The following is a 26,324-nucleotide window of genomic DNA, read 5'->3' on the forward strand; positions in this document are numbered from 1 at the left end:
AAATATTTTATGATTATCTTCATTTTGTTTTTATTTCTCTACCATCTACTCTCGGAATATTTTTTTGATCATGAATTATTTTGGACATGGTTTTTTAACAACTTTACAAATAGGCCAGTTGGAATTCCCATGAATTTGGATTCAATATATTTTCTTAAATTTTCAGATTTTCTAAATCATTGGCAAGTTTGATATTATATAATTAATTCAAGGGAAGAAAAGAATAATGACAAGAAATCTATTAATCGATTGCAGCATGGATACAAACCATTGATAATTATTATTTTACTATCATTGAAAATAGCATAAGCAGTTCATCTGTATCCTGTTTATCTGGACCAATAGTTACTTCCTTTATAAAGGATAATTGCAAAAATGAAAATTAATGAAAATTTTCCTAAAATTACTTTAATCATTGTGTTGTTACTAATATGTGCATATTGGAGAATGCCTACAAGATCAATATCTGAAGATTTTGCCCCGGTCTTTTTACTGTGTTTTGGAGGAATCGCATATTGGATATACAGAAAAACTATCTCGTGCTCACGTTCAATAAGGTTAATTACATATTTATTTTTATCGATTGTTCTTGGTTTTATTTCGATAATAAGTGAATACTTAGATCTTATCCCTAAATAGCAGTTGAAATTCAATAAAAATATGCTATATTTACTCAACCGCAACAGAGAGGTGGATATGGCATTAAAAGCTTGGGAAGTATCCGATGCGTTTTGGAGCAAAGTAGCCCCCCTGATTCCCAAATCCAGGCGTGATCCGGAAAAAGAGTATCAGCGTCGACGTGGAGCCGGACGCAAACCGATGGAATCTCGCAAGATTTTTGAAGCTATTGTGTATGTCCTCCGCACCGGCATCCAATGGAAGGCATTGCCCAAGGAGTACGGTAGCTCCAGTAGTGTTCATCGCCATTTTCGCAAATGGGAAGAAGCAGGATTCTTTCGCAAACTTTGGAAGAAAGGTCTTGCCGAATATGATGATATGGAAGGTATTGCATGGAAATGGCAAAGTATCGACGGAGCCATGACCAAAGCTCCGACAGCCCAAGAAACAGTAGGACCGAATCCTACTGATCGGGGAAAAAAATGGAACCAAACGTCACATTCTGGTCGACGAGCGTGGAGTCCTGTTGTCAATCGTCGTAACCGGAGCGAATCGACATGATGTCACGCAAGTTGAGGAAGTCTTGAAGAATCGAGTCCGAAAACCTCGTGGGCGTACCAAGCAGAACCTTTGCGCTGACGCCGGTTATTCCGGCGTAAAATCAGAGGAAGTCATGAAAAAATATCGCTACACGCCTCACATCAGACCTCGCGGGGAAGAGAAAGTTGCAATTCAAAAAGGCTATAAAGCCAGACGATGGATTGTTGAAGTCGCTCACTCCTGGCTCAATCGATTTCGTAAATTATTGGTTCGATATGAAAAGACGAATGCATCCTATGAGGCATTACTTCAATTGGCAGCAAGCATTATAATATTTCGAAAACTAGGTTCTATTTAGGGATAGGCTCTTAATACGAACTCTTTCATCTATGAGAGAAATTTTATGAAGACTATTACAAACATTTGGAAATTTTCACTGCTGTCCGGTAAAAAATTCAGCATAGAAACTCGTTGAAAAGTTCGAGTTGTTCGGGAGCATTCCAATCCGGCGGCTTCGTAATGGTTTTGCGGTTCAGAGCGAGGACTTCGAGCAGGGAAAGATTCTGCATAAGCGTCTCGCGGATTCGGTTCGTTAATTCCGAGAGGCTGAGCTTGAATCCATGCAGGAATTTGATGTATGCGACCAAAAGATAATGGATAAGCGCGACATAGATTTGCGTCATGACGGCGTTTTCACTGGTTCCAAGAAAGCTCTTGATTTTGAGATTTTGCTTGATCCATTTGAAGAAGATTTCGATCTGCCAACGCTGTTTATAAATTCCGGCAATGCTCGCTGCCGCCAGTTTGAAGTTGTTGGTAATGAAGCGGTATGTTTTTCCGGTCGATTCATCCAGGAACTCAATCAGCCTCAGTTCTCCGGGATATTTTCTTGCTGATTGATATCCGGTAAACCACACGGCTTCATCCCGCAAAACCCCACGTTTTTCATTTGCCTCCCGATGCTGTCCGAGAAACTCAATTTTTGCATTGTCTTTCAGTCTCGTGACAAAATAAGCCTCGCTGTCCGCAATGTGTTGAAACCAGTTCAGATCAGAGTATCCTTTGTCAAAGGTGTAGATGCTGTCCGGAACGATGATAATGTTCTCTCGTGCCGCTCGAATATCTGCTATTTTCCCGTTGCTCAGCATCACAAAGCAGGGCAGATTTCCGGATAGATCAAGCTCGGTATGAAGTTTGATAGCACCCTTGTTTTTACGATAATGCGCCCAATCGTAAAGATTTAGGCACAGATCAATCGTCGTGCTGTCAATCGCGTACAGCGGATTGTGGAATCGGAACTTGTGCGAGGGCGCACATTTCAAAGCCCGGTCAAGAATTTCCTCAAACAACGCCTTGAATATCTCCGGATCACGTCGATTCATCGCTTCGGACAAGGTCGATTTTGGAACAACCTCCATGCCGAGGTGATACAGCCGATCATGGTTTGCAAGAAGACCGTTTTCAATTTCTCGCAAGGAGTCTTTGCCCGTAATTTGCGCGTAAAGGCACGTCAAAAACTGCCGCCATGCGGTAAAATGTTTGCAATAGCGGTCGCCGGATAAGTTTTCTACGGATTTCTCAAAACGATGTCTCGGTATGAAATTGAAAAGCTGCTGAAAGATGCTACTGTAATGCATTGTCGGGACTTTCTTGTTCAATATTATGGGTTTGAGCTCTTCTAATATAGAACAAGTCCCGATTTTAACAATCAAGTCCGGAAACTTTTACCGGACAGTAGTGACAAATTTACGATAATCTTGGCCAATTGATCCAATTTAAAACTTATCGTACTGGTACGAATTGGAATAATTCTATTTGGCCAGAAAACAATGTTTCTATTGATGTCACCCAATGGACTTACGATCCCGCTTCCGGGTTGGTAACAGCCAAAACCGATGCGGCCGGTAAATCGACTACCTATACTTATACTTCGGACGGGAAACTATTAACCCGTACCTGGGCAAGATTGAATGGCGGACAACCATTAAAGACTACCTACAGCTATGACACTTTCGGACAACTTCACAAGATTGATTATTCCGACTCCACACCGGATATCACCTATACCTACAATCGTCTTGGTCAGCCTTTGACCGTTACTGATGCAGCCGGAACTCGGACATTTACCTATAATGCGCAATTCGCCTTGCAAAAGGAGGCAATCAGTGGTATCTATACGAAAGAGCTGAATCGCATTTATACCACCAGCGGCTTAAAGGGGAGTTACAGCGGATTGAATATTGGTGCGACCAATCTGTATACTTACGGTTACGACCAGTACGGCCGCTTGAATCAAGTGACTACCGCGACCGGCGTTTTCAATTATACATTTCTTGCCAATAGCGACCTGATCGCTTCCATGACCCGGCCGAATAATGTATCGACCAACTACACTTACGAAACAGCCAGGGATCTGTTGACCAAAGTTGCCAACGGCGCCATCAGCACATTTCAGTATGCCAACGATGCGCTCGGACGCCGTACCAGCATGAACCGCAGCGGCAGCGCTTTCACCGCTGCAGATGTTTTGAGTTACACTTACAATAGCTATTCCGAACTGACCGGCGCCTCGTCGAACAACAATGCTTCGTATAGTTACAACTATACCTACGATCCAATCGGCAACCGCAAGACGGCCGGCTTGGCCGGCACTAATTGGACCTATACAGCAAACAATCTCAATCAATATTCAGCCTTAAATCAAGCAGGTACAATTCAGAATCCAACTTATGACGCCGACGGCAACATGCTGACTCGCGACGGCTGGACGCAAACCTGGAACGCCGAAAATCGGCTGATCAAAGCCGAAAAAGGTACGGCAAAATTAGAGTTCGCTTACGATTACATGGGCCGACGCATTGAAAAGAAAGTCTATAACGGCAGTACCTTAACAGCCCACATTCGATTTGTCTACGATGGCTATAAGCTGATCGAAGAACTCAATGGACTGAATAACAATGCCGTCCTGCGGCGTTATGTCTGGCAGCCGGTTATGCTTGATACGCCGTTGACGGTTTTTGATGCTGTTGCGAATAAAACATATTTCTACCATGCCGATGCTAATAAAAACGTGACTGATCTGACGGACTCTGCTGACGCGATAGTTGCGCATTATGAATACAGTCCCTTTGGGCAACTGGTGAAATCTTCCGGTGCTTATGCAAATACTAATGTCCTTACTTGGAGCAGCGAATACGCTGACAGGGAGACTAGCTTGGTTTATTATAACTTCCGAGCATATGATCCAATTCTCGGACGATGGGTTTCAAAAGATCCTCTCAAAGAGATAGGAAGTATAAATTTGTATTTTTTTATAAATAATAATCCAATAAATCAAATTGATTATCTGGGATTAAGAGATGTTACTATTCGAATGTTTTACAATGTAAGCTGGTTGAATGAAAATATGAAAATGTATGCTGAATCCATCTTTCAAAATTGTAAAAATAGATGCGACAAATGTAATGAAAATAATATTAACTTTGAATGGATTCAAGTCGATGCAGATGAAACTAATTGGTCTGAAAGAATACCGGGAGGTTTTCGTGGAGGAAATCCTCTCGGATTTAATCCAATTGAATTAAATGTTTTTTTTATGGAAACAACAAAACCCATTGCCGGATATAATCATGGTTGGATTAGTTTTATCAATTATGATAAAATTCGTGATGATATAACTCTACCAAGTTCTGAAGCTGACGCGTCACTTATAAGTTTAATTGACTATATGACTGCTGTTGCGATAATTCATGAAACAATATATCATGGACTAACAGGTTTTGGTCATAATCTTGATGATTTATTATATGTTGATTCAGCACATCCATCGGCAAGTACTGTTGGTTTTGGGTTGCAGCTTTCCGATGAAGCATGTCAATCAATTTGTGATAAGATGGATATTGACAGTAATTAAGTGAAAGGGAACGATTGAAAATGAAAAAGGCAATGCTTGTTGCTATCTTTATTATTACTGCCATTGCTGAATTAATGATTATTGTAGCTATTACATATAACCGAATATCAATTGTTTTTTTGAGTAATGAATTTCTGAATTATCAGATGTGGCGTAATGGAACAATGGTAGTGTTAAGTAAAATGTATTTATTAGTTATATATTTCCTATATATAATCAATATCATTTGTGAATTTCTTTATCTAAAAAAGAAAAATAATATTTTCATAATTCGCGGATTAATAAAATCTATAATGTATTTATTAATATCGTTTTATATTTATTATAGCATCCAAAGTTTAGCAGCTATAGATTTTCATTTTTGAGCGAATAGGACAAAAAAATAAACATAGATAATAAAATGTATAAAACATATAAATCTGTAATGTATAAAGTAATACTTATCCCGGTAATTATATGTACCACTTGTCATTTGTTTGGGAGTCAAACTAATTCAAATATACTATCTGTATCATCATTACCGATAAATGTCATGCTTATCGTCGGGCTGACCGACGATAATTCTTACCTGCCTCGCGTTCAAGCCATACATGCACTGGGTAAAAATCTGCCGCAGGACCAGATTGATGCTTTTTATGATTTTCTCTTTCAAAAGCTTGAAGATCAGGAACTGCCGGATCTGGAGTTCAACGGCTTAAAAAATGAATTGACCTGGGCCCTGATCTGGCAGGAGAGAGTTCCCAAAGAGTTGGCCAAACATCTCGATACCATGTTCCGGGATAAATCCTATGATGTGACCTGGCGGGATTACTGCGTCCAATTTTTCGGCAAGTATTATCGTTATGTCGGAGAAGCCGACCGCAAAATCCTGAAAGCCGGGCTGGAAGAGACCTTGAACGAATGGCAGAACCGAATTGCCGGAACTGCCGGTTATATGCTCTGGCAGATGTCCGACTATCCCGGATTCGACAAACAGGCGATCATTGACAAGATTGTCGAAGTATTGAATCAGCCGGATTATTCCAAAATCCTATAAACTATATTGATTTTTTAGGATTAATAAGTCTTGATTCTGTTTCTGCAACTATGGAACAAGCTATTTTACAGGGAGATATTGATACAATTTTGTGGTTGCTTCAAGAAAAGGGGGGCATACCTAACTAAGGCTGCGGTAGCTGCAGCAACGGCTTATTTGGCAAATGTCGCATATTGCGAAACTCTTTGGAATTATTATAAGAATTTTGAATGTAGACGATGTAAAGGTTGTTGGTTTCGAGAAGAACTTTTCGCTATGGCAATAATCTGTCTGAACGAAGCAAGAGGGCGCCTTGATTATCTTACTCATGGATGCGATTACATACTACCTGGCAGTATTAGGGAAGGTAGCGCAGAAAAAGCAAGGAAGCATAAAATTCAGTTAATTAGTAAAATGGAGGCTGCCGGTCGTTGCTTAGAATTAGCCTCTAGGGCAATAAAATGAAAATGGAATGCATATGAAAAATAAAGAATATAGCTTTCAATATATCCAATATATTTATAATTATATAGAAAATAAAGAATTATCATTAAATGAGCTGTGCAGCCACCTCCGCAAAATATGTGATGATGATATGCATTTGACAGAAGATGAGTTATTAATACTAGTTTCTCATGGTAAATATATTGGAAAGATTTGGAATTTAAATGAAACCATTTCCGCATATTTATTGACACTTGACCTTAAAGGAATTTATCACTATACCGGAATTGAAATTAGTGGATGTATTTTTTCTTTATTTATGTTGAAAAAGATAGTTAATAAACATCATGAAAATTGGGCTGATTTGTTTGAGTCAAGCATAAGGATATTTGCCCGAATTTTACCGTATTTACGTCGCTGGGATGCTGTTGATATTTTTTTAAGTTGTTTTGATTCAGAATCTTTATATGAATTTCTAAAGGAGGAAATAGAATATGCAGATCCAAAAATAGAAGATATTTATTTACGGACAATAAGGCAAATAAAGCAAAAAAAATAAAAAAGATAACTATCTCAATTTGAGCATCAGCACTACCAATCTGTACACCTATGGTTACGACCAGTACAGTCGCTTGAATAAAGTGACTACTGCAGCCGGCGTTTTCAATTATACCTTTCTTGCCAACAGCGATTTGATCGCTTCAATGACCCGACCGAATAATGTACCAACCAACTACACTTACGAAACCGCCAGGGATCTGTTGCCCAAAGTTGCCAACGGCGCCATCAGTGCTTTCCTGTATACCAACGACGCGCTCGGACGCCGTACCAGCATGAACCGCAGCGGCAGCGCCTTCACCGCTGCTGATATTTTGAGTTACACTTACAACAGCTATTCCGAACTGACCGGCGCCTCGTCAAACAACAATGCTTCGTATAGTTACAACTATACCTACGACCCAATCGGCAACCGCAAGACGGCCGGCCTGGCCGGAACCAACTGGACCTATACCGCCAACAATCTCAATCAATATTCAGCATTGAATCAAACAGGTACAGTTCAAAATCCGACCTATGACGCCGACGGCAACATGCTGACTCGCGACGGCTGGACGCAAACCTGGAATGCCGAAAACCGGATGATCAAAGCTGAAAAAGGTACTGCAAAGCTGGAGTTTGCTTACGATTACATGGGCCGACGCATTGAAAAGAAAGTCTATAACGGCAATACTTTGACCAGCCATATCCGCTTTGTTTACGATGGATATAAGCTGATCGAAGAACTCAATGGGGTGAGCAACAATGCCGTCCTGCGACGTTATGTCTGGCAGTCGGTAATGCTTGATACGCCGTTGACGGTTTTCGATGTAGCAGCCAATAAAACCTACTTCTATCATACCGACGCCAATAAAAACGTGACTGATCTGACGGATTCTACAGGCGCGATAGTCGCGCATTATGAATACAGTCCCTTTGGGCAACTGGTGAAATCTTCCGGAACATATGCAAATACAAATGTTTTCACATGGAGTAGTGAATATGCTGATAGGGAAACCGATTTGATTTACTATAATTTCCGGGAATATGATCCAAAATTAGGACGTTGGTTAACTAGAGATACAGAAAATGAAAAAGAGCAATTAAATTTAATGTGTTTTGTTGGAAATGACCCGATAAATAATTGGGATTATTTAGGGTTAAAAAATCAGTCATTTGTCCCATCTGAAGATTTTGGGCAATTACCAGGAGTACCTAGTAAGCGACTTAGAGCCTATCCCTAAATAGAACCTAGTTTTCGAAATATTATAATGCTTGCTGCCAATTGAAGTAATGCCTCATAGGATGCATTCGTCTTTTCATATCGAACCAATAATTTACGAAATCGATTGAGCCAGGAGTGAGCGACTTCAACAATCCATCGTCTGGCTTTATAGCCTTTTTGAATTGCAACTTTCTCTTCCCCGCGAGGTCTGATGTGAGGCGTGTAGCGATATTTTTTCATGACTTCCTCTGATTTTACGCCGGAATAACCGGCGTCAGCGCAAAGGTTCTGCTTGGTACGCCCACGAGGTTTTCGGACTCGATTCTTCAAGACTTCCTCAACTTGCGTGACATCATGTCGATTCGCTCCGGTTACGACGATTGACAACAGGACTCCACGCTCGTCGACCAGAATGTGACGTTTGGTTCCATTTTTTTCCCCGATCAGTAGGATTCGGTCCTACTGTTTCTTGGGCTGTCGGAGCTTTGGTCATGGCTCCGTCGATACTTTGCCATTTCCATGCAATACCTTCCATATCATCATATTCGGCAAGACCTTTCTTCCAAAGTTTGCGAAAGAATCCTGCTTCTTCCCATTTGCGAAAATGGCGATGAACACTACTGGAGCTACCGTACTCCTTGGGCAATGCCTTCCATTGGATGCCGGTGCGGAGGACATACACAATAGCTTCAAAAATCTTGCGAGATTCCATCGGTTTGCGTCCGGCTCCACGTCGACGCTGATACTCTTTTTCCGGATCACGCCTGGATTTGGGAATCAGGGGGGCTACTTTGCTCCAAAACGCATCGGATACTTCCCAAGCTTTTAATGCCATATCCACCTCTCTGTTGCGGTTGAGTAAATATAGCATATTTTTATTGAATTTCAACTGCTATTTAGGGATAAGATCTTATGCATGGCGCTGGCGTTTTTCTAATTGTTGCCGCTGAAGGACAATGTGCTAAAGCGTATTATGATTGCCTGAATAATGCTGATCATATATTAGATATGAATCTTGCACCATGTACATCAAAATTATGTCAAGATACTGATGAATGTATTCAATTATCGATGGAAATATTTTACTTGGATGTAGCAGAATGCGCCACTAAATATTTAATATGTTCATTAGGATCCCTAGTTCCTTTTAGTTTTTTTAATTAATGGATTGGACGCTATAATGTATATTATTATTCTTGGTTTAATCGTTATTGTTTTATATCCAATTTTCATTTTTTTTACAATGAATGGATCCATAATTTTTCGATTATTAACTATAATAGCTGGAGAAAGTATATTTATAATTACATGTAATATATTTAATTTGTCAATAAATAATTATATAAAAGTTATTCCTTTGTTTTCTTTTATTGTTTTAGCCTTGTTTTATAAAATAAAAAAGAAATGCGATATTCAATAAATTATCCAATAACACGAAGGTAATAAATGACAAAAATTGGTTTTACGGAAATCGTGATTATTAACACTGTCGTTTTTGCAACGATAGTGGTGACTATTATTCTTTTAGTTATAACGATATCCATGATGCATGATATCATTGAAATCAAAGAGGAAACATTAAATAATTACAATCAAAGCAAAAATGCAATACAAATAACTCCACAATCTATTTTGTATGAATCGAAGTCAATAGTTCAAGCAAATTTTTATTCATCAATCTTTTATCTTTGTGTATTTATTTTATCAATAATATCGCTTATAATTAATGTAATTACGATTTATAGACAGAGAAAAATAATTCATAGCATCAATAAGAATAATGGATTAGAATGAATAGTGATATAAATAATAATACAATTAAATTATTATTTATATTATGACACCGACGGCAACATGCTGACTCGCGACGGCTGGACGCAAACCTGGAATGCCGAAAACCGGATGATCAAAGCCGAAAAAGGAACGGCAAAATTAGAGTTCGCTTACGATTACATGGGACGACGTATTGAAAATAAAGTCTATAACGGCAATACTTTGACCAGCCATATCCAATTAATTCGATTGATCATAATGGTTTGAGATGCTGTATAGAAGAAGAACTGAAAAAATGTAAAGATGCTGTAACAAAACTTAAGGATAATCTTTCTATTCTGGCCAGACAACTAAGAAAATATGACCCTCATGAAGATATGCTTTCCCATTGGGCAAGAACAAAAAGAGGGTTTACTATTCCCGGTGGTCATTACACTAAAATGTTCAATTTATTTCAGGGATGTGCTAAAAGTATGTTGACGATATTTCATTGTCTGGGATGCGATAATTTCCCTTCATCTCCGCAACCTGACTATAAACCATTGGAAGACTTCCGTGGCTTGCCAGTTCCAAAATATTGGAAACCGCAGCCATATTATGTGCCTATCGTTGTTCCGCCCAAACCACCGTTATTTATTCGGATATTCGATAGAGTTTTTGTATCATTTTTATACTTATTCCGACGCCAATACTTTATACACAACCTGTTTATTACGGCGAACCAGAAGATACAACAATAATGATGTAATATGTGGTGTGACTATGGAAAAATTATTAATTGATTATAGTATTATGTGCGATCTTATGAAAAAAATTTATAAAACATTTGATATTAGTGATCGTATTAATGACGGATATTATGGAAAGACAGTTAATGAAATTAATGAATTATTATGGGATATTTGTTTATGGGTAAAAATTAATAATGAAGTAGGAATTGCTTTGTACAGTCTTTTAAATTACTTTCGAAAAAAAGCCAATTATAAACGAAAGACTAAATATCATAGAGGACAAAGCCCATCTTTTTTAAGAATGGTCATTTTTGAGAAAAAATTTTTTAATCATTTTGATATATTTATTCTCGAACTTAATTCAAGTAATAAAGATTTATTTACACATGCAGAATCTCAATTAATCCTTGAAATATTAAATTATTTTAATACAATTTCATTTCTGCATATATATGTAGATGAAACAGAAATAGTTGAAACATTAGAGTTGTGGAGGGAAATTGCTAATGAAAATAAAATATAGTAAAATTAATTATATAATATTGAAAAAAATAATTGTCTCGATTTAACGCAAGTAAGAGAAAGAAATAATGAACCGTTATTTACCGTTATTACTAGGGATGTATTTAACGCCGTGAGCAAGTTTTTTCATGAGAAAATCCGCCCAAACTGTAGGATTGGATTTTCCTTAGGTTTGCCGCCTGCCGCAAAAGGTGGTTCGAGTTCCAAGCTCTGGAAACAGAAGATGCCAATGATCTCGAAAATAACGGTGAATCGCTTTGTCTTCGTCTATACCTATTGATTCGCCGACGATTTCCATGATGATTACTTCCGTATCTGATAATTTCGGATGTGGGCCACGGCTTCTCAAGGTTTTTTCGCTTTTTTTCAGCATGTCGTCTACCAAACAGTATACTTCTGTGATATAGTTTTCTGTGAGCATGTTTGGGATTCCTTTTAATTTGTTTGTTGTTATCCAAATTTAAACCCAAACATGCTTATGCTCAATTCTCATTCAAAAAAACTTGCACTCGGCGTTAAATATGTAAGACCTCATGCAGATACAAGAGGATGGCTTCCAAGGATTAAACATAAATTGGGAATTGGTTCCTTGATGGGAACAGATTATATTAGTGGATGGTACGATGAATTACCATACTTAGATGGTTCATTAACCTGGGAAAGCCCTTGGGTATATCAGTTTGTGGATGCTCCGAATGTTGTTTACTCATTAGGCACTTTTGTTCATGTGGTTACTATTTCTGCAGATGGAGCAGTTTCTATTAGCAAGGGAGGGCTTTCTGAATCCGCTGTTCTTAATGATCCGACGGATTTATTAATTCCCAATAGACCTTGAAGGAATTTTTAGTTTATTTTTTTGTGAAGTATATAAGAGGGTAAAACGATTTTGAAAATGATGAAATTTTTTATGTTAGTTGGCTTTTTTGGAATAATGATTAGTGCTGTGCTAGGTGATGGCGTGTTAGTTGAAAATGAATTTCAGGAGACTTATCTATCTATAAAGGAGAATCTTGAAATGGTAGATGCGTTTTCCTATAATTCTGTGGATGAATTATGTTTACTTTGGGAGCAGTGGGGAAGCGGTGGCATTAATGGCATTAATTTAGAATATGGCAATTATCTTTATCATGTTGGAGGAATAGATCGTTGTATTTATTTATTGGGAATGAAAATTCTTTTTCTCAAAAAGAGTTGTGAAATTGAAAGAAATACAAAATTTAAAATTGATTTTACAATTTATTTAAATGGACCAAAGCCTACAGAGGAACAATTATATAAAATAAAGTGGAATAATCAGATTTTACCCAAAATGGCTAAAGCCAAATCTGTTTCTGGTTGGGAAATGGCAACGCTGGAAGGAGATAGAGAAAATTGTGAAATTTGGTTGAAACCATTGGTTTTTTTACTCATGGAAAATGATTATCAATTGAAAGATGGTTTTGATTGGATTGAACAATGGAAAAATCAAGAAAGAATTTTAGATATTATAGACTCAAATGCAATAACCGAATTTCAGCATAAATACTTTAATTTGAAGAATCGTTTGAATGCATTAGATCCTTCAGATTCTGGTGTTGCCGCAAGCCTGAATAGCTTGAACCAAGAGTGGGAAGAATTATTTTCCCAATATCAGGCTTCCCTGAAGACTCCGACCAATAATAAGAGGAGTCGGATTTATCAACTGGGTATGCGTTTGTTGTTTCTGAAACGGACATTGGTGCTTGCCGGAGATACTGCCGAGGAAATTGCTCGGCTACGTATGATATTGGATATACTGGAACCGACTAATGAGGCTTGTGAAGAATGGGCAATTCCATTGATTTGTCTTTTAATGGACAATGAGGTACAAATTAATGCTGCAATGCAAGCAATAGGAGGTTGGAAGGCGGATCATGGTTTACAGGAAGAGGAATCAAGTACAAAATCGGCTGTTTCTGCAGGGAAAGAGTAGAAAACAGAGTAGTAATTTATTTTTTCAGTTGTCCAATAGTGATTCGATTTATTCAAAAATTGAAAGAATGTATGGTTTACTATAAATTTTTTTGCATTTTGTTGTTGTTTGCAGCAGTAACTTCTTGCTGTCTTGTCGTTGAGGCAGAGGGGGAGTTATCACAGGAGGAGATGATGGCCCTCTTGCAGAAGTTACATGACAGATTGAGTCCTGAGCAGAAAAAAATGCGTGAATACCAAAATAATAGATTATGGGCAATAAGTGGAGATTCGTCCGAAGAAATTTCAGGTCAATATTGGTTTCAACGAAAATATTTTGATTTGAAATATGAAATTGACAAGCTGAATGTTGTATCGGCGCAGGTGGAGCATTTATTCGATTTACAACGGCAAACCTCGATTTTATTTACGGAAGACGCGGTGTTGCGGGCGTTTGCTGCAAAATTTGGTGCTGAGAAAGCAACCCCTTACCGGATCAGTATCTGGTTGTTTCTTTTGAAGAAAAATGATGAATTGGTGCGGAATTTGGAAATGCGACAGCTTGCCAGGCAGGAAGATTTACCGGAATTCACTTCTCTGCAGCACGAAATTGCTGAAGCATTGGAGCAACGCAAAGAGTTGGCGAAAGCTTTGCGGGAAGCGGTTGGAACGCAGGAAAATGCTGGTAATTATTTGTTGCCGCTATGCAGTCTGATTATGTCGACTCCCGAGCAGCAGACGATGGTATTTGAGGCATTGCAGGATCGCTGGTCTGATCGTCCGGTTTCCTTTTCAGAATCGGAAGCAGCGCAGCTTGCCGATTACCGGCAAGCGTTATTGAAATTGAAAGCTGCATTGGCCGGCTTGGAACCTTCCCCGGAAGCGATTGCGGATTTACTGGTTTTACAGGAGCGTTGGAATGAACTTTTGAAACAGTATGATTCCGTATTGAGCAAACCGGAACTGAAGAATTTTACTCGCACTCATAAAATTTGGATGCTGTTGGCCTTTCAGGAAGTGAATAATGATATCTTTCGGACCACCAAAGAAGGTAAGCGGCCCAGTGTGTTAATTGGCGAACCAATTGATAAATTGCCTCCAGCCAGAAAAAATAGTGTATTATTATTCAGAAAGTTGGAGACGGAAACCCGTAATTTATTTTGCGATTTGAATGATGCGGAAGATCATTTGGTGCCGATATTCTGGATTGCAGAAAATGGAACCACGCAAGTAGCTGTAGATTATGTTTTTATTGATCGGGCCTTTGAAGAAGAATTGCTTAAAAGCCTTGAATAAGCATTGTTCAGCTCCTATGAGTTCTACTGGCGGTCCTCTGGCTGCTGGGAGCCAGCTGCCTGTTTGCCGATTGAGCTCACAAGGAAACTCTGTTGGCGATAGTACTCAGGGCTGTTGATTGTGCGTTATATCGAACAACTGCCGCTTGTCGCCTTTCGGGATGGGAATAGTGGATCGAGCCGTTAGGCGGTCGCCCGTATTCTGTGTTGCGGTATTTGGAAGAAGAAATCGGACAATTGGGCGGTCGCTCTTTCCGAAGTTCCAGCAAGATGACGATGGCAGCTCCGATCGTGATGGTCAACGTCGATTGGAACAAATAATTGTAGGTGTTGCCGAAATGCGGCGCGCCACCGCTGTTCAAATTGATCGCCAACGACAGCATGATCATGAATAACAAATAAAAAAGCACATATTCCCCGGTCCGGTAAAGGCTGTAAAAGGCGGCCCAGCCGATCAGCGGCGCCAGGTAGCTGAAGTGATAATCCTGATAGGCGAAAACCGACAGAACGATGACCGCGAACCACAGGCCGACCGGCGCCCAGAGATAACGCAGCAGCGCGGTATGGCGGACTTTGCGGCCGATGTCGCCGTTGAGGTAGGTCAAGCCGACGGTCAACAAAATCCAGAACGATTCATGCCAGCCGGTCACCTGTACCAGGTAATAGGCGATGGAGAAAGCCATCGCCCGCCGGAAGGCGCTTTCCCAACTGAGCCGTTCCGGACGGTTGAAACCGATGGTATCACGGTCTTTCAAAATTAGGAGATCCAGCAGCCAGTAACTCCAACTGGCCAGCACGGCGACCAGGGCCAGTGTCAGAAAGATATCGGCGGTCACCTGGTAAGGCGTATAATTGATGTCCAGCAAGCCGGCCACCATGATTGCCGAAGCCGACATCGCGCTGCGGTTGAGACGGTGGACGGCCAGGGCGATCAAGAAAATTGCCGGCAGTACCAGGAAGCTCTGTTGCGACAGATTGGCCCGGATGAATTGAATGACGGCCACCGACAGGATGTTGAGCAAAATGGCATTGCGGCGCAGACGCCTGGTCGGTTCGGTGGTGGCGCCGCAGGTGGCCAGCGTCGGACCGATCACCGAAATCAGTCCGGCATCCGGCAGGCGGAATACCACCCAGCCGGCCAGCGCCCACAAGGCGCTGTTCAGCATGCCGAGCGAACGCAGCAGGGCGATGCGGCGGATCAGTTCCGGGGATTCGGCGGCGACTTCCGCCTGGATGATCAGCTTCTTTACCATTGAAAGATCCGCCAGAAAATCTGTTTGATCAACTGGGCGTCGGTATCGATTTCAACATAGGCGCTGCCGGCCGGATGCAGTGGGAATTCCGGGTCGGGATCGGTGATGCGGATCTGGACCGGAAAACGCTGCGGCAGCAGAAACCATTGATTTTCCTTTTCGACGATGGCGACTCCGGTATCGGCGCTCCGGCGCCGTTCGGCCGCCCAGTTGATATTGTCGACAACGCCGTGGAAGGTTTTGCCCGGATACTGCCACAGCCAGATTTTGGCGGTCTGGCCGGGTTGAATGCGCGACAGATCGGTTTCTTCGAAATTGGCCTGTACCCACCAGCTTTCGGTGTCGACGAAGGCGCACAGCGGTTCGCCCGGATGAAAATAACCGCCCGGTGTGACGAACATATTGACGATATAGCCGTCGGAAAGCGCATAGACGACCGTTTGTTCCAGGTAAATTTGCGCCAGGGCCAGTTCGCTTTGCAGTTGGGAAATTTCCGCTCTGGTCATCTCGCACTCCTGGGTGGTGACGTCCAGTTGATATTTCTCCGCCGCCAATTCCGCTTCGCTGCCCTGCATCGCCCGGCGGCGTTCCTCCGCGTAGGCTTGCGAAATGGCCTCCTGCCGGTACATTTCATCCGCCTTTTCAGAGAGATAACGGTCGTTGGCCAGCGCGGCCTCCCTGGCGACGATGCTGGCGTTGATCACCTTCAATTTGGCTTCCAGGCTGGCCAGTTTGGCCTTGGTGGCGTCGATTTTATGCTGGAGAGTTTCGACTTTCAACGCATAAGGCGGTTGAAAGACGGTGAACAGCGGAGCGCCTTTTTTGACGAACTGGTTGTTGACGACGTGCACTTCAGTGATATAGCCTTCGACCAGGACGGAGACCGGCCAGGTGTTGGCGACGACGAAGGCATTTTGGGTGAATGGCTGCCAGTGCCGCCACAGATAATAACCGCCGATTGCCAGCATGACGGCGGTAACCGTTAGCAGCAGAACATTTTCCTTAATGAAATTCCACAGGCGTTTCATCGTTGATTTTCTCCCGGTATTGAAATTGCTCCTCCAATTTGTCCAGAACCTCGTCCAGCGGCAAGCCGGTGTTCAAGCGGCGGTCCACCGGTTCGAAACCCTCCAGTCGGCCATTGACGGCGGCGGTCAACTGGGCCGCCGCTTTCTTCAGCTCCACCTGCACGATGGCCAGGTCGCTTTCGGCGCTGATCAATTCGTATTGCGCTTCGTTCAACCGGGTGATGGTGACGTTGCCGGCCCAGTATTCGACGTTGATCAACTGCCGCTGTTCGAAAACCCAGTTCAGCGTTTCCCGGTAATATTCGGCCAGCTCCGCCTGGGTTTGCAGATTCTCGTGGGCCGCCCGCACTTCGTTGATCGCCAGCAGTGTGGCGTTGTCCAATTGGAAACCGGCCTCGGCGGCCAGGTATTCATACTGCCGGAGTGCGTTGTAGCGGGCGAAACCGGTGAACAGTTGCCAGTCGGCATTGACGCCGTAATCGACCGACGGCGTATTCCAGGCGCGGTGCTCGACGACGTAGCCGCCGTAATTGTGGGCGGTGGTGCCGTAACCGGCTTCGCCGTATAAAGTGATCACTGGAAAGAAAGCGCTGACTTTGCCGGAGCGCCGGTAATCGGCGATCTGCCGTGCTTCCCGCAGCGCTTCCAGATCGGGCCGGGCGTTCAACGCCTGTTCCAGATAGAGGTCGATGCCCAATACCAGCTTGTCCACCTGGTCGTCGATCGGCGGAAACTGAAGCGTGTTCGGCAGGGTTCCCTGCGGATATCCCATCAAGGCCGCCAGCGCGTAAACGGCCAGTTGATAGTGATTGCGGGCGATGACCAGTGAACATTGCGCCCGGTTCAGCAGGATTTTGAAATTGAGCAAATCGCTTTTGGAAATGTGGCCGGACTGATAGCGGGATTGCGCCTGTTTGAGATTGGATTGCTGAAACTCGATATCCGACCGGGCGATGCGTTCCTCTTCGATGGCCAGCAGCACGTCGTAAAAGGCGTAAGCCGTCGCCCGCATCAGCAGCCGGTAAACGTTGTCCCGCAATGCGGCGGTACGCCGATAGTCGCTGCGGGCGGCCAGCGCATTCAATTCCCGGGCCAGCCCGTCGAACAACAGCCAACTGCCGCGCAACGTGGTCTGCGTCGTGAAACGGTTGTCGCGCGGAGCGATCAATTCCGGCGGATTGCGGCGCTGGACATTTTCCGCCAGACCGTCGTTAAGGTTGAAATTGAGGCCGATTTCCGGACTGTAGGCCGCCAGCGATTGATAATAAGCCATGCGGGCGGCGTTGACCGCCTGGAACGCCGCCAGATAATCCGGGTTGTTGTTGGCGGCGATCCGCTGGGCATCCTGCAGCGTCAGCAGTTTTAAATCTTTCAACTGGGAAAAATCGCGATCGCGGCAGGCGGCCTGCCAGACCTCGGCCGGCGTCGCGGGCGGCGGCGGGGTTTGACAGCCGGTAAACAGCAGAAGCAGACCGAGTGCCGGTAAACAATATGAAACCCTGTTCTTCATAAATTCAGGTATGTCGTTGAGCCGGCCGGCAACCGCAAAATACAATCGGGCGCCGGCGGTGATTCATCACAATTTTCTCCATACCTTAACCTAGCACTGGAAAAAGGGGTGTGCAAGCACTTTCCGGAGAAATGAGCGGAAAAAACGCCGTTCCGGCCCGGCGCTGCTTCAATTGCCGATCAACCGGCGGATGACTTCGCGGTCGTCGAAAGGGTGTTTGACATGGTTGATTTCCTGGTAGTTTTCATGGCCTTTGCCGGCGACCAGGATCAAGTCTTCCGGTTCCGCCAGCCGGTAGGCGAGGGCGATCGCCTGCCGCCGGTCCGGTTCGATTTGAACGGCGGCTTCCGAAGGCATGCCGGTCCGGATGTCAGCGATGATCGCCTCCGGCGTTTCACTGCGGGGATTGTCGCTGGTGACGATGCATAAATCGGAGTGTTCCGCCGCCACCTTGCCCATCCGCGGCCGTTTGGTGCGGTCGCGGTCGCCGCCGCAGCCGAAGACGGTGATCACCCGGCGCGGGGCGATGGCTCGCAGAATGTTCAAAACATTGTACAACGCGTCGTCGGTGTGGGCGTAGTCGACGAAGAAACGGATGCCGCGCGGCGCCGCGATCGATTCCAGCCGGCCGGGAACCGGGCACGGCTGTTCGAGCGTTTCGGCGATTTGCGGCAGCGGCAGGCCGTTGGCGTGGGCGGCCAGAATGACGCCGGTCAGGTTGTAAACGTTGTGACGGCCGATCAAGGCGGTTTGAAATGGCCGCGTGCGGCCCTGGCGCGTCAGTGTGAAGCGCGTTCCCGCCGCGCTCAGTCTCTGGATGGCGAATTGTACGTCGGCTTCGGCGGTTTCACCGAAGGTCAGACGCTTGACCGGCTTGGGCAGCAGGCCGGCCAGTTTGGCGCCCCAGGGATCGTCGATGTTGATGATGGCCGTACCGGCCTGATGCAGATGTTCGGCGAACAGTTTCTGCTTGGCGGCGAAGTAATTGTCCATCGTGCGATGGTAGTCCAGATGATCTCCGGTCAGGTTGGTGAAGATGGCGCTGTGAAATTTCAGAAGGCCGAGGCGATGCTGGGCCAGCGCATGGCTGGAGACTTCCATGACGACATCGGTGACGCCGTTGTCCCGCATTTCGGCGAAATAAGCCTGCAACTCGTAAGCCGCCGGCGTCGTGCGTTCCGCCGGCAGCGTCCGGCTGCCGAGCCGGTACTCCACCGTGCTGAGCAAACCGCAATGACGTCCGCCGGTTGTCAGGAGTTGGTACAGCAAATAGGCGCTGGTGGTTTTGCCGTTGGTGCCGGTGATGCCGTGCAGCTTCAATTTCTGGGCCGGATAATCGAACCAGGCCGCCGCCAGACGGCTGTAGGCCTCGTAAGCGTCCGGCACCTGCAGGTAGATGATGTTGGGCTGTCGATCCGGACAGTCGGCGGTGTGGATGATCACTTTGGCGCCGGCGGCGATCGCCTCCGGGATGAAGGCGTTGCCGTCGGCGTCGGCGCCCCGGATGGCGCAGAACAGGTAATTGCTCTTGACGCGCCGGGAGTCATTGGTCAGACCGTTGACGACGAAGTCATATTTTACCGAATGGGTTACCCGGCTCGGCAAGGCCGCCAGCAAAGTTGAAAGCAATTGGGCCATGATAATGCGAACTCCTCACAACGTGGTTGGCATGATATTTTCCAGATGAATTCCACGGGAACCTTTTAGAAAAATAAAATCGCCCTCCCGGCGCAGTTGCCGCAGCAGCACCCGGGCGGCTTCGGCGTCCGCCGCCGTGTGGAGGAACGGTGACGCCGCCGGCAGGGCCGCCCGGAAGCGCGGACCGACCAGAATGGCACGGACCGTCGGCAGCAGCCGGGTCAGCGCGTCCAATACGGCGCGGTGTTCCCGCTCTTCATATGTCCCGAGTTCCAGCATGTCGCCCAGCACCAGGAGCCACTCCTCCGGATGAATGAACTCCGCCAGATGTTCCAGCGCGGCAATCATGCTGCCGGGATTGGCATTGTACGCGTCGTTGACATAAACATTGCCGTCGCGCCGGGAAATTTCCATGCGCATGCCCGGCAGTTCGCAGTGCCGCAAGCCGTCGGCGATTGCCGCCGGCGGGATGCCGAGTCCGGCGGCCAGCGCGGCGGCGGCCGCCGCGTTCATGGCCTGATGGCGGCCGGAAAGATGCCAGTCAACCGGCAAAATGGTACCGTCGGCGAAAGATAATTCGATCCGGCTGCCGGACAGATTGCCGCCGAGATAAGTCGCCTGAACATCGCCGCCGGGACCGAATTTGACCGTCCGGAAAGGAGCGGCGGCGGCGCGCAGAATCGTTTCGCCCGGCGACTGGGCTGGAATGACCGCCAGGCCGTCCGGCCGCAGTGCGGTGAAAATATCGGCTTTTTCGGCGGCAACGCCGTCGAGCGAATGCAGTTTTTCCAGATGACACGGCGCGATGGCGTTGACCAAGGCGGCATTGGGGGAGGCCGTCCGACTCAACGGCGCAATCTCTCCGGGCGCACTGGTCCCCATTTCGATGATTGCACAGCGGATGCCGGCGTGCAGCCGCAGCAGGTTCTGCGGGACGCCGATTTGGTTGTTGGTGTTGCCGAGGGTATAGAGCACCTGTTCCGCACCGTAAACGGCGGCAAAGATACTGCGGAGCATCTCCTTGACGCTGGTTTTGCCGACGCTGCCGGTGACGGCGGCGACGAGCAGACTGGGAAAACGGTTCCGGTGTCCGGCGGCGATCGCCTGGTAAGCCGCAAGCGTGTCGGCGGTCAGCAGCACCGGACAGGGGCAGGGCACCGGCAGTTTTCCGATCGCCGTCCGGTCGATCAGCAAAGCGGCGCAGCCGGCGGCGATTGCCGCCGGCAGGAAATCGTGGGCATCGAATCGTTCTCCGGCCAACGCCGCAAAAAGCCGGCCGCGGCAATCCCGGCGGCTGTCGGTGGCGACCCCGGAAACCGTCAGGTCGCCGGACGGCGGCAGGAAGCGCCATTCCCCGCCGGTGAAGGCGGCCAGTTCGGCAGCGGTAAATCCCGGCCCGGTCATGATTACAGCACTCCGTCGAAATAAGCGATCGTCTTTTTCAATCCTTCCTCCAGCCCGATCTGCGGCTGCCAGTGCAAGGTCTGCTGCGCCCGGCTGATGTCCGGACGCCGTTTGACCGGATCGTCGGCCGGCAGCGGTTTGAAAACTTTACGCGATTTGGAACCGGTCAGGCGAATGATCAAATCCGCCAGTTCCAGCATGGTGAATTCCGCCGGATTGCCGAGGTTGAACGGGCCGTGCACTTCCGGTCCCTGCCGCATCATCCGCAGCAACGCCTCGATCATGTCGTCAATATAGCAGAAGCTGCGGGTCTGTTGGCCGTCGCCGTAAATGGTGATGTCCTCTCCGCGCAGCGCCTGAACGATGAAATTGCTGACCACCCGGCCGTCGTTGGGCAGCATCCGCGGACCGTAGGTATTGAAAATCCGGACGACTTTGATGTCGACGCCGCATTGGCGGTGATAGTCGAAAAACAAGGTTTCGGCACAGCGCTTTCCTTCGTCGTAGCAACTGCGCGGACCGATGCAGTTGACGTTGCCCCAATATTCCTCCCGCTGCGGATGGATGGTCGGATCACCGTAGACCTCCGAGGTCGAGGACTGCAGGATCGGAATGCGCAGCCGCAGCGCCAACCCGAGCATATTGATCGCTCCGACGACACAGGTTTTGGTCGTGTGAATCGGATCGTTCTGATAGTGCACCGGCGAGGCGGGGCAGGCCAGGTTGAAGATGGCATCGACTTCGGCAACCAGCGGGAGAGTGATGTCATGGCGGATCAGTTCGAAGTCCGGATGGCTCAGCAGATGCCGGATGTTGTTTTTGGAACCGGTATAAAAGTTATCGACACAGATGACGTCATAATTCTCTTTCAGCAGCCGTTCGCACAGATGGGAGCCGATAAAACCGCCGCCGCCGGTAACCAGGATCGTCTTTTTTTTCATGTCGCCAGCCGCTCCGGATTTATTTGGAATTGACCAGCGCGGTGACTTTGTCGCCGCGGAAGATGATCCGGACGGTCTGATCCGGGCCCACCCAGTACAGCCAACTGGAATTGGCGAGCGACGGCGTCCGGCTGGCCACCGGATAACCGTAGGCCAGCAACACGTCGCGCCCGGTCATGCCCGGCTCGATCACCCCGCGCCTGATTTTGTCGACCGTCGCGGGGTCGATGCCGGCCAGCAATTTTTCCGGCGGCTGCAACGTGAAGATCTGTCGGATGTACTCTTCGATCGGCAGCATCATCGTGCCGGCGTCGTACCGGATGGTGTAACGGGTGCCGGCCGGATCGGTGAATACGATCCGGTCGGTCGACGCTTCGACGATGTCGACAGCCGTGCCGACCGGCAGGAGGCGGCCCTGTTGAATGTTCAGACAGGAGATGCGGTCCGGATCCTGCACCCACAGATTGCAGGCGGTATAGATTTTTTCATCGAGCTGCTGCTGGAGCACCTCCGGCACCAGAATGGTATGGGAGCAGCCGCAGAGCAGTATGAAATTCAAAACGGCAAACAGCAACAAACCCGCCAGGGCGATTCGATTCATCATGGGTGACATCTCCAAATATTGAAATTGAGCTTACTGGGAAATTTACACCGTTCGACCGCCTTTCACAAATGAAATTTGCGGATTTCACCGACAATATGAGGAGGAAAATAGAAAAAAGCGGCGAAAAGATTCGGTTCCTTCCGCCGCCGGGCCGCTTTGACGTATCTCCGGGTTAGCAAAACACCTTGTCTAAGTCAACGTGGGCTCGCGCTTCCAGTGAGATTAGAGTCTTGGTATGGATGATGCCGGCGATATCGCGCGTCATCTTGCCCGCCACGATTTCCGAAAGCTCGTTGTTGCTCTTGACTCGAATCATCACCACCAGATCGTATTCGCCGGCGACGGCATAGACTTCCGTGACCCCGTCGATCTTCATGAAGCTATCGATGACCTGACGCAACATCGCTCTTTCGACGTTTACCAAAACAATTCCTGTTACCATCATGTTCCCTTTCAGTAATGATTGGTTTATGACTGCGGGAGGCGCTGGGAAGCAACACCTCTTGCCGATACAATAATCATGCCGGGAACGAATGCAAATGCGATGGTACTTTTTTTCCGTTTTCCCGGCGCGGCCTCTGGGCTTTGGGGGATAAGTTTGGACAATTTTGTACGAAATTGCCGGCGGTTTCCGCGATAATATGGCAGAATCGACCATATCATGAACACGGAGGACAAGGAAAAAAGAGAATTTGAAGAGAAAAAATTTGTCTTTTCCGGTTCCGGCTGGTACATTTTCCCATCCCGCCGTCCGGATCGTGTTTTCCGGCAGCGGTCTGTGAAAGGAGATGGTATGATAAATAACTGACGTTCGCGGAATCAGCTTTCTGCGTGTAATTTATGGCGATTAACTTACACGTTTGGAAGCGGACAGGTTGCAGACTGAATGTTTCAATGAGGCGCATCAGAAACGATGACGACCCCGGAAAGGAGATTAGTCAGATCTGTAAACCAGAGCGCCACCGTAGAGAGCGACTGATTAATCGACTACTCTGTATGGGAGGATGGTGAGGCCGTGACAGCAGTTCCGCTTCGATTCGTGAAAAACGAATGGAGGCAGAGAATGATGACAAGTTTTGTTGGAGTGGATTTGCACCGGAACAATTTTACTTATTGCATCCGGGTAAATGGGGAAGAACGGAAAATCGGCAAGTGTGAGATTACCGAACTGAAGGGCTTTGCCGCAATGCTCGGTCCGAACACGGCGATGGCGGTGGAGGCGACCGGAAATACGTTCATGTTTTGCAGCTCGCTGAAAGCTCATGTCGGGCGACTGGTGGTGGTGAATCCATCACAGTTCAAAGTCATCAGCATGTCCACCAAAAAGACGGACAAACATGACGCAAAAGTGTTGGCGGAGTTCCTGGAAAAGGATATGCTTCCGGAGGTAAGAGTGAAAGACGATTTGCAGGCGAAAATTTCAAGTCTGACGCAGACCAGGGAAAAACTGGTTCAGTTGCGTACCGTATTGAAAAACAAAGTCAACAATCTGTTAGCAGCTAACTTCATCGTGCTGAAACGGGAAGAACTGTCCACGGAGAAAGGGCTTTTGAAAGCATTGAGTTATCACTTCGACCCGATCACCGACACGGAAATGCTGGTGGTTGTCGAACAGATTCGCAGTCTGAACAAAAGCATTGAAAAACTGGATAAGGCGATTGAGGATCACGGCAGCAAGATGGACGGCTTCGACAACCTGAAATCCATCAAGGGAATCGGCTCGAAAGGTGCGGCGATCCTGTTGGCAACCATCGGCAATATCGCTGATTTCCGATCGGCAAAGCAGTTGGCCGCTTATATCGGAATCGTCCCCAGAGTGAGCAATTCAAATGACACGGTTTGCCACGGAAGAATCACGAAGAGCGGCAGCAAGATCGCCAGAACCGCTTTGGTGCAATGCGCTTTGATCGCCAAACGCTACAGCCCGTATCTCAATGCCTTTCATGAATCGGTAAAAAGTCGGCGGGGAGGTGCGAAAGCCAATATCGCCTTGGCTCGCAAATTCCTCGATATCGTGTATAGAACATTAAAAAACAATTGGATGTTTGAGAATTTTACTCAATTCAAGCTCGTAAAAAATTGAGTTTTTCTCGACATCGAAGTGGAAATTTATCATGGGAGAATCATGGCGGAACAGTTTGACAACCGGCCGATCGGCGTGTTCGATTCCGGTTTGGGCGGTTTGACGGTGGTCGAGGCGATGGCGCGGCGTTTGCCGGCGGAGGATATCATTTATCTCGGCGATACCGCCCGGGTGCCGTACGGGGACAAGTCGGTGGATTCGATCAAGCGTTTTTCGCATCAGGATGTCGATTTTCTGTTGCAGCGCGGCGTCAAGATGATCGTCGTGGCCTGCAATACGGTCTCTTCGGTTGCCCTGCCGGCATTGAAGCGGCAGTTCCCGGCGGCTCATCTGCTCGGTGTCATCGATGCCGGCGTGCAGGCCGCCGTCGCCTCCGGGGCCCGCCGGATAGTCGTCATCGGCACCCGGGCGACGATCAACAGCGACGCCTACCGGCGCGGCATTCACGCCGTCGATCCGTCTTTGCTGGTGGAAAGCATTCCCTGTCCGCTGCTGGTGCCGCTGGCGGAGGAAGGCCTGGGGGATTCGCCGCTGGCCGAGGCGGTGCTGGAACTTTACCTGGGCGGAGTCAGAGCCAATCCGCCGGACGCGCTGCTGCTGGGCTGCACCCACTATCCGTTGTTCAAAGCGGCGCTGGATCGCTATTTTGCCGGGCGGGTGAACATCGTCGACAGTGCGACCGCCTGCGCGGAATATGTTGCGGAGTATTTGACGGCGAACGCTTTGGCGGCAATGCCAGGCAAAAAATCGCAGTCCAGATTTTTCGTCACCGACATGCACTCGGCATTCCCGGCGCATGCGGCTCGTTTTTTGAAGCGCACCCCGGAACGGGTGGAAAAAGTTTCACTGGAATTCCCGGAATAGCGAAGCCGGTCGCTTCGGGCCGGCCGGAGGCGCGTCCTGCGTTGCCGGCTCTATGTGCCTACAGCGATTCGATCAACAGTTGATTGATGTAAGCCAGGGTCTTTTTCTGTCCTTCGATCGAAAGCATGCGAAAATCGGTGAGCAGCTTTTTTTCCAACTGATTTTTGGCGGTCAGTTCCAGATCGGCGATCTCATAGAAAAAACCGGTCTTGTCCTCGACGAAACTGCTGGCCAGCGCGCGCTGTTCGCTGTTGGGCACGTTGTTGTGGTCCAGATAGCTGAGAATTTTCTCGATCTGGTCGCGGCTCGGCAGGCATTTGCCGCTGAGAATCTTGGAGATGTACTGCGAGGTGACGCCCAGCTCGTTGGCCAGCGAAACATTTTTCAGATTGTACTTGTTGATGACGCTCTTCAGCATCGATGGAAACTTTTTGGCCGGTTGTTCGTCTTTCATTTT

General features: G+C 47.0%; 24 protein-coding genes. 12 read left to right on the top strand and 12 right to left on the bottom strand.

From position 1 onward, the window contains the following. Positions 1-696: 696 nt before the first annotated feature. A protein-coding gene (locus tag HWX74_RS16510; protein WP_368506809.1) for an IS5 family transposase occupies positions 697-1,516 on the top strand; the annotation gives its coding sequence in 2 pieces (ribosomal slippage) (positions 697-1,095 and positions 1,097-1,516; 819 coding nt in all). A 97-nt stretch (positions 1,517-1,613) separates the two neighbouring features. Here HWX74_RS16510 and HWX74_RS16515 read toward each other — a convergent pair. Next, the gene (locus HWX74_RS16515) at positions 1,614-2,795 is read right to left on the bottom strand and encodes an IS4 family transposase (protein WP_176014691.1); all 1,182 of its coding nucleotides are present in this window, start codon (positions 2,793-2,795) and stop codon (positions 1,614-1,616) included. Between the two features lie 128 nt (positions 2,796-2,923). Here HWX74_RS16515 and HWX74_RS16520 point away from each other — a divergent pair, with 128 nt between their 5' ends. The 4 genes from HWX74_RS16520 (at position 2,924) to HWX74_RS16535 (ending at position 8,311) form a co-directional block, all read left to right on the top strand. Then, entirely contained in the window at positions 2,924-5,071 is a 2,148-nt protein-coding gene (locus HWX74_RS16520; RefSeq protein ID WP_176014692.1) for an RHS repeat domain-containing protein, read from the top strand. Between the two features lie 532 nt (positions 5,072-5,603). Then, positions 5,604-6,107 carry a hypothetical protein gene (locus HWX74_RS16525; protein WP_176014693.1) on the top strand — a complete coding sequence of 168 codons (504 nt, stop codon included), beginning with the start codon at positions 5,604-5,606 and terminating at the stop codon, positions 6,105-6,107. Between the two features lie 457 nt (positions 6,108-6,564). Beyond that, the gene (locus HWX74_RS16530) at positions 6,565-7,089 is read left to right on the top strand and encodes a hypothetical protein (RefSeq protein ID WP_176014694.1); all 525 of its coding nucleotides are present in this window, start codon (positions 6,565-6,567) and stop codon (positions 7,087-7,089) included. A 19-nt stretch (positions 7,090-7,108) separates the two neighbouring features. After that, positions 7,109-8,311, top strand: coding sequence for an RHS repeat-associated core domain-containing protein (locus HWX74_RS16535; protein WP_176014695.1), 1,203 nt, complete (start codon positions 7,109-7,111; stop codon positions 8,309-8,311). Here HWX74_RS16535 and HWX74_RS16540 read toward each other — a convergent pair. Continuing rightward, a protein-coding gene (locus HWX74_RS16540) for an IS5 family transposase (protein WP_368506809.1) occupies positions 8,308-9,127 on the bottom strand; the annotation gives its coding sequence in 2 pieces (ribosomal slippage) (positions 8,308-8,727 and positions 8,729-9,127; 819 coding nt in all). The two genes, HWX74_RS16535 and HWX74_RS16540, sit on opposite strands and share 4 nt — an antisense overlap. 1,019 nt (positions 9,128-10,146) lie before the next feature. Here HWX74_RS16540 and HWX74_RS16545 point away from each other — a divergent pair. Both HWX74_RS16545 and HWX74_RS16550 read left to right on the top strand, forming a co-directional pair. Beyond that, positions 10,147-10,332 (top strand): hypothetical protein, encoded by a 186-nt coding sequence (locus tag HWX74_RS16545; RefSeq protein WP_176014696.1) that lies wholly within the window; start codon positions 10,147-10,149, stop codon positions 10,330-10,332. A 495-nt stretch (positions 10,333-10,827) separates the two neighbouring features. Then, positions 10,828-11,319, top strand: coding sequence for a hypothetical protein (locus tag HWX74_RS16550; protein ID WP_176014697.1), 492 nt, complete (start codon positions 10,828-10,830; stop codon positions 11,317-11,319). Between the two features lie 165 nt (positions 11,320-11,484). Here HWX74_RS16550 and HWX74_RS16555 read toward each other — a convergent pair whose 3' ends face one another. Continuing rightward, a complete protein-coding gene (locus HWX74_RS16555) occupies positions 11,485-11,739 on the bottom strand; it encodes a hypothetical protein (protein WP_176014698.1) in 255 nt (84 codons plus the stop codon). A gap of 171 nt (positions 11,740-11,910) precedes the next feature. Between HWX74_RS16555 and HWX74_RS16560 the strand changes: the two genes are divergently transcribed. The 3 genes from HWX74_RS16560 (at position 11,911) to HWX74_RS16570 (ending at position 14,543) form a co-directional block, all read left to right on the top strand. Then, positions 11,911-12,153 carry a hypothetical protein gene (locus tag HWX74_RS16560; RefSeq protein WP_176014699.1) on the top strand — a complete coding sequence of 81 codons (243 nt, stop codon included), beginning with the start codon at positions 11,911-11,913 and terminating at the stop codon, positions 12,151-12,153. A 57-nt stretch (positions 12,154-12,210) separates the two neighbouring features. Beyond that, positions 12,211-13,269 carry a hypothetical protein gene (locus HWX74_RS16565; protein WP_176014700.1) on the top strand — a complete coding sequence of 353 codons (1,059 nt, stop codon included), beginning with the start codon at positions 12,211-12,213 and terminating at the stop codon, positions 13,267-13,269. A 71-nt stretch (positions 13,270-13,340) separates the two neighbouring features. Next, positions 13,341-14,543: a hypothetical protein gene (locus HWX74_RS16570; protein ID WP_176014701.1), complete on the top strand. Its 1,203-nt coding sequence runs from the start codon at positions 13,341-13,343 to the stop codon at positions 14,541-14,543. Positions 14,544-14,619: 76 nt separating this feature from the next. Here the strand turns inward: HWX74_RS16570 and HWX74_RS16575 are convergent, their stop codons facing one another. The 8 genes from HWX74_RS16575 to HWX74_RS16610 form a co-directional block, all read right to left on the bottom strand. Then, positions 14,620-15,795 carry a hypothetical protein gene (locus HWX74_RS16575; RefSeq protein ID WP_176014702.1) on the bottom strand — a complete coding sequence of 392 codons (1,176 nt, stop codon included), beginning with the start codon at positions 15,793-15,795 and terminating at the stop codon, positions 14,620-14,622. Further along, entirely contained in the window at positions 15,789-16,823 is a 1,035-nt protein-coding gene (locus HWX74_RS16580) for an HlyD family secretion protein (protein ID WP_176014703.1), read from the bottom strand. The genes HWX74_RS16575 and HWX74_RS16580 overlap by 7 nt, the downstream gene beginning before the upstream one ends. Further along, positions 16,798-18,333 (bottom strand): TolC family protein, encoded by a 1,536-nt coding sequence (locus tag HWX74_RS16585; RefSeq protein WP_176014704.1) that lies wholly within the window; start codon positions 18,331-18,333, stop codon positions 16,798-16,800. The genes HWX74_RS16580 and HWX74_RS16585 overlap by 26 nt, the downstream gene beginning before the upstream one ends. A 168-nt stretch (positions 18,334-18,501) precedes the next feature. Continuing rightward, positions 18,502-19,971, bottom strand: coding sequence for a UDP-N-acetylmuramoyl-L-alanyl-D-glutamate--2,6-diaminopimelate ligase (locus HWX74_RS16590; protein WP_176014705.1), 1,470 nt, complete (start codon positions 19,969-19,971; stop codon positions 18,502-18,504). A gap of 15 nt (positions 19,972-19,986) precedes the next feature. Next, positions 19,987-21,375, bottom strand: a complete 1,389-nt coding sequence (murF, locus tag HWX74_RS16595; protein ID WP_176014706.1) for a UDP-N-acetylmuramoyl-tripeptide--D-alanyl-D-alanine ligase — start codon at positions 21,373-21,375, stop codon at positions 19,987-19,989. Between the two features lie 2 nt (positions 21,376-21,377). After that, on the bottom strand, positions 21,378-22,316 hold the full coding sequence (locus HWX74_RS16600; protein WP_176014707.1) for a UDP-glucuronic acid decarboxylase family protein: 939 nt from the start codon (positions 22,314-22,316) through the stop codon (positions 21,378-21,380). 19 nt (positions 22,317-22,335) lie between these two features. Next, on the bottom strand, positions 22,336-22,920 hold the full coding sequence (locus tag HWX74_RS16605; RefSeq protein ID WP_176014708.1) for a hypothetical protein: 585 nt from the start codon (positions 22,918-22,920) through the stop codon (positions 22,336-22,338). Positions 22,921-23,092: 172 nt separating this feature from the next. Beyond that, on the bottom strand, positions 23,093-23,365 hold the full coding sequence (locus tag HWX74_RS16610; protein ID WP_176014709.1) for an Lrp/AsnC family transcriptional regulator: 273 nt from the start codon (positions 23,363-23,365) through the stop codon (positions 23,093-23,095). Between the two features lie 621 nt (positions 23,366-23,986). On the opposite strand from HWX74_RS16610, the gene HWX74_RS16615 reads away from it, so the two are divergent. Beyond that, positions 23,987-25,003 carry an IS110 family transposase gene (locus HWX74_RS16615; protein WP_176014518.1) on the top strand — a complete coding sequence of 339 codons (1,017 nt, stop codon included), beginning with the start codon at positions 23,987-23,989 and terminating at the stop codon, positions 25,001-25,003. Positions 25,004-25,045: 42 nt separating this feature from the next. Further along, a complete protein-coding gene (murI, locus tag HWX74_RS16620) occupies positions 25,046-25,867 on the top strand; it encodes a glutamate racemase (protein WP_176014710.1) in 822 nt (273 codons plus the stop codon). Positions 25,868-25,925: 58 nt separating this feature from the next. Here murI and HWX74_RS16625 read toward each other — a convergent pair whose 3' ends face one another. After that, complete coding sequence (locus HWX74_RS16625) at positions 25,926-26,321, bottom strand: helix-turn-helix transcriptional regulator (RefSeq protein WP_176014711.1); 396 nt, start codon at positions 26,319-26,321, stop codon at positions 25,926-25,928. Positions 26,322-26,324 lie beyond the last annotated feature (3 nt).

The organism is Victivallis sp. Marseille-Q1083 (assembly GCF_903645315.1).
Taxonomy (GTDB): Bacteria; Verrucomicrobiota; Lentisphaeria; order Victivallales; family Victivallaceae; genus UMGS1518.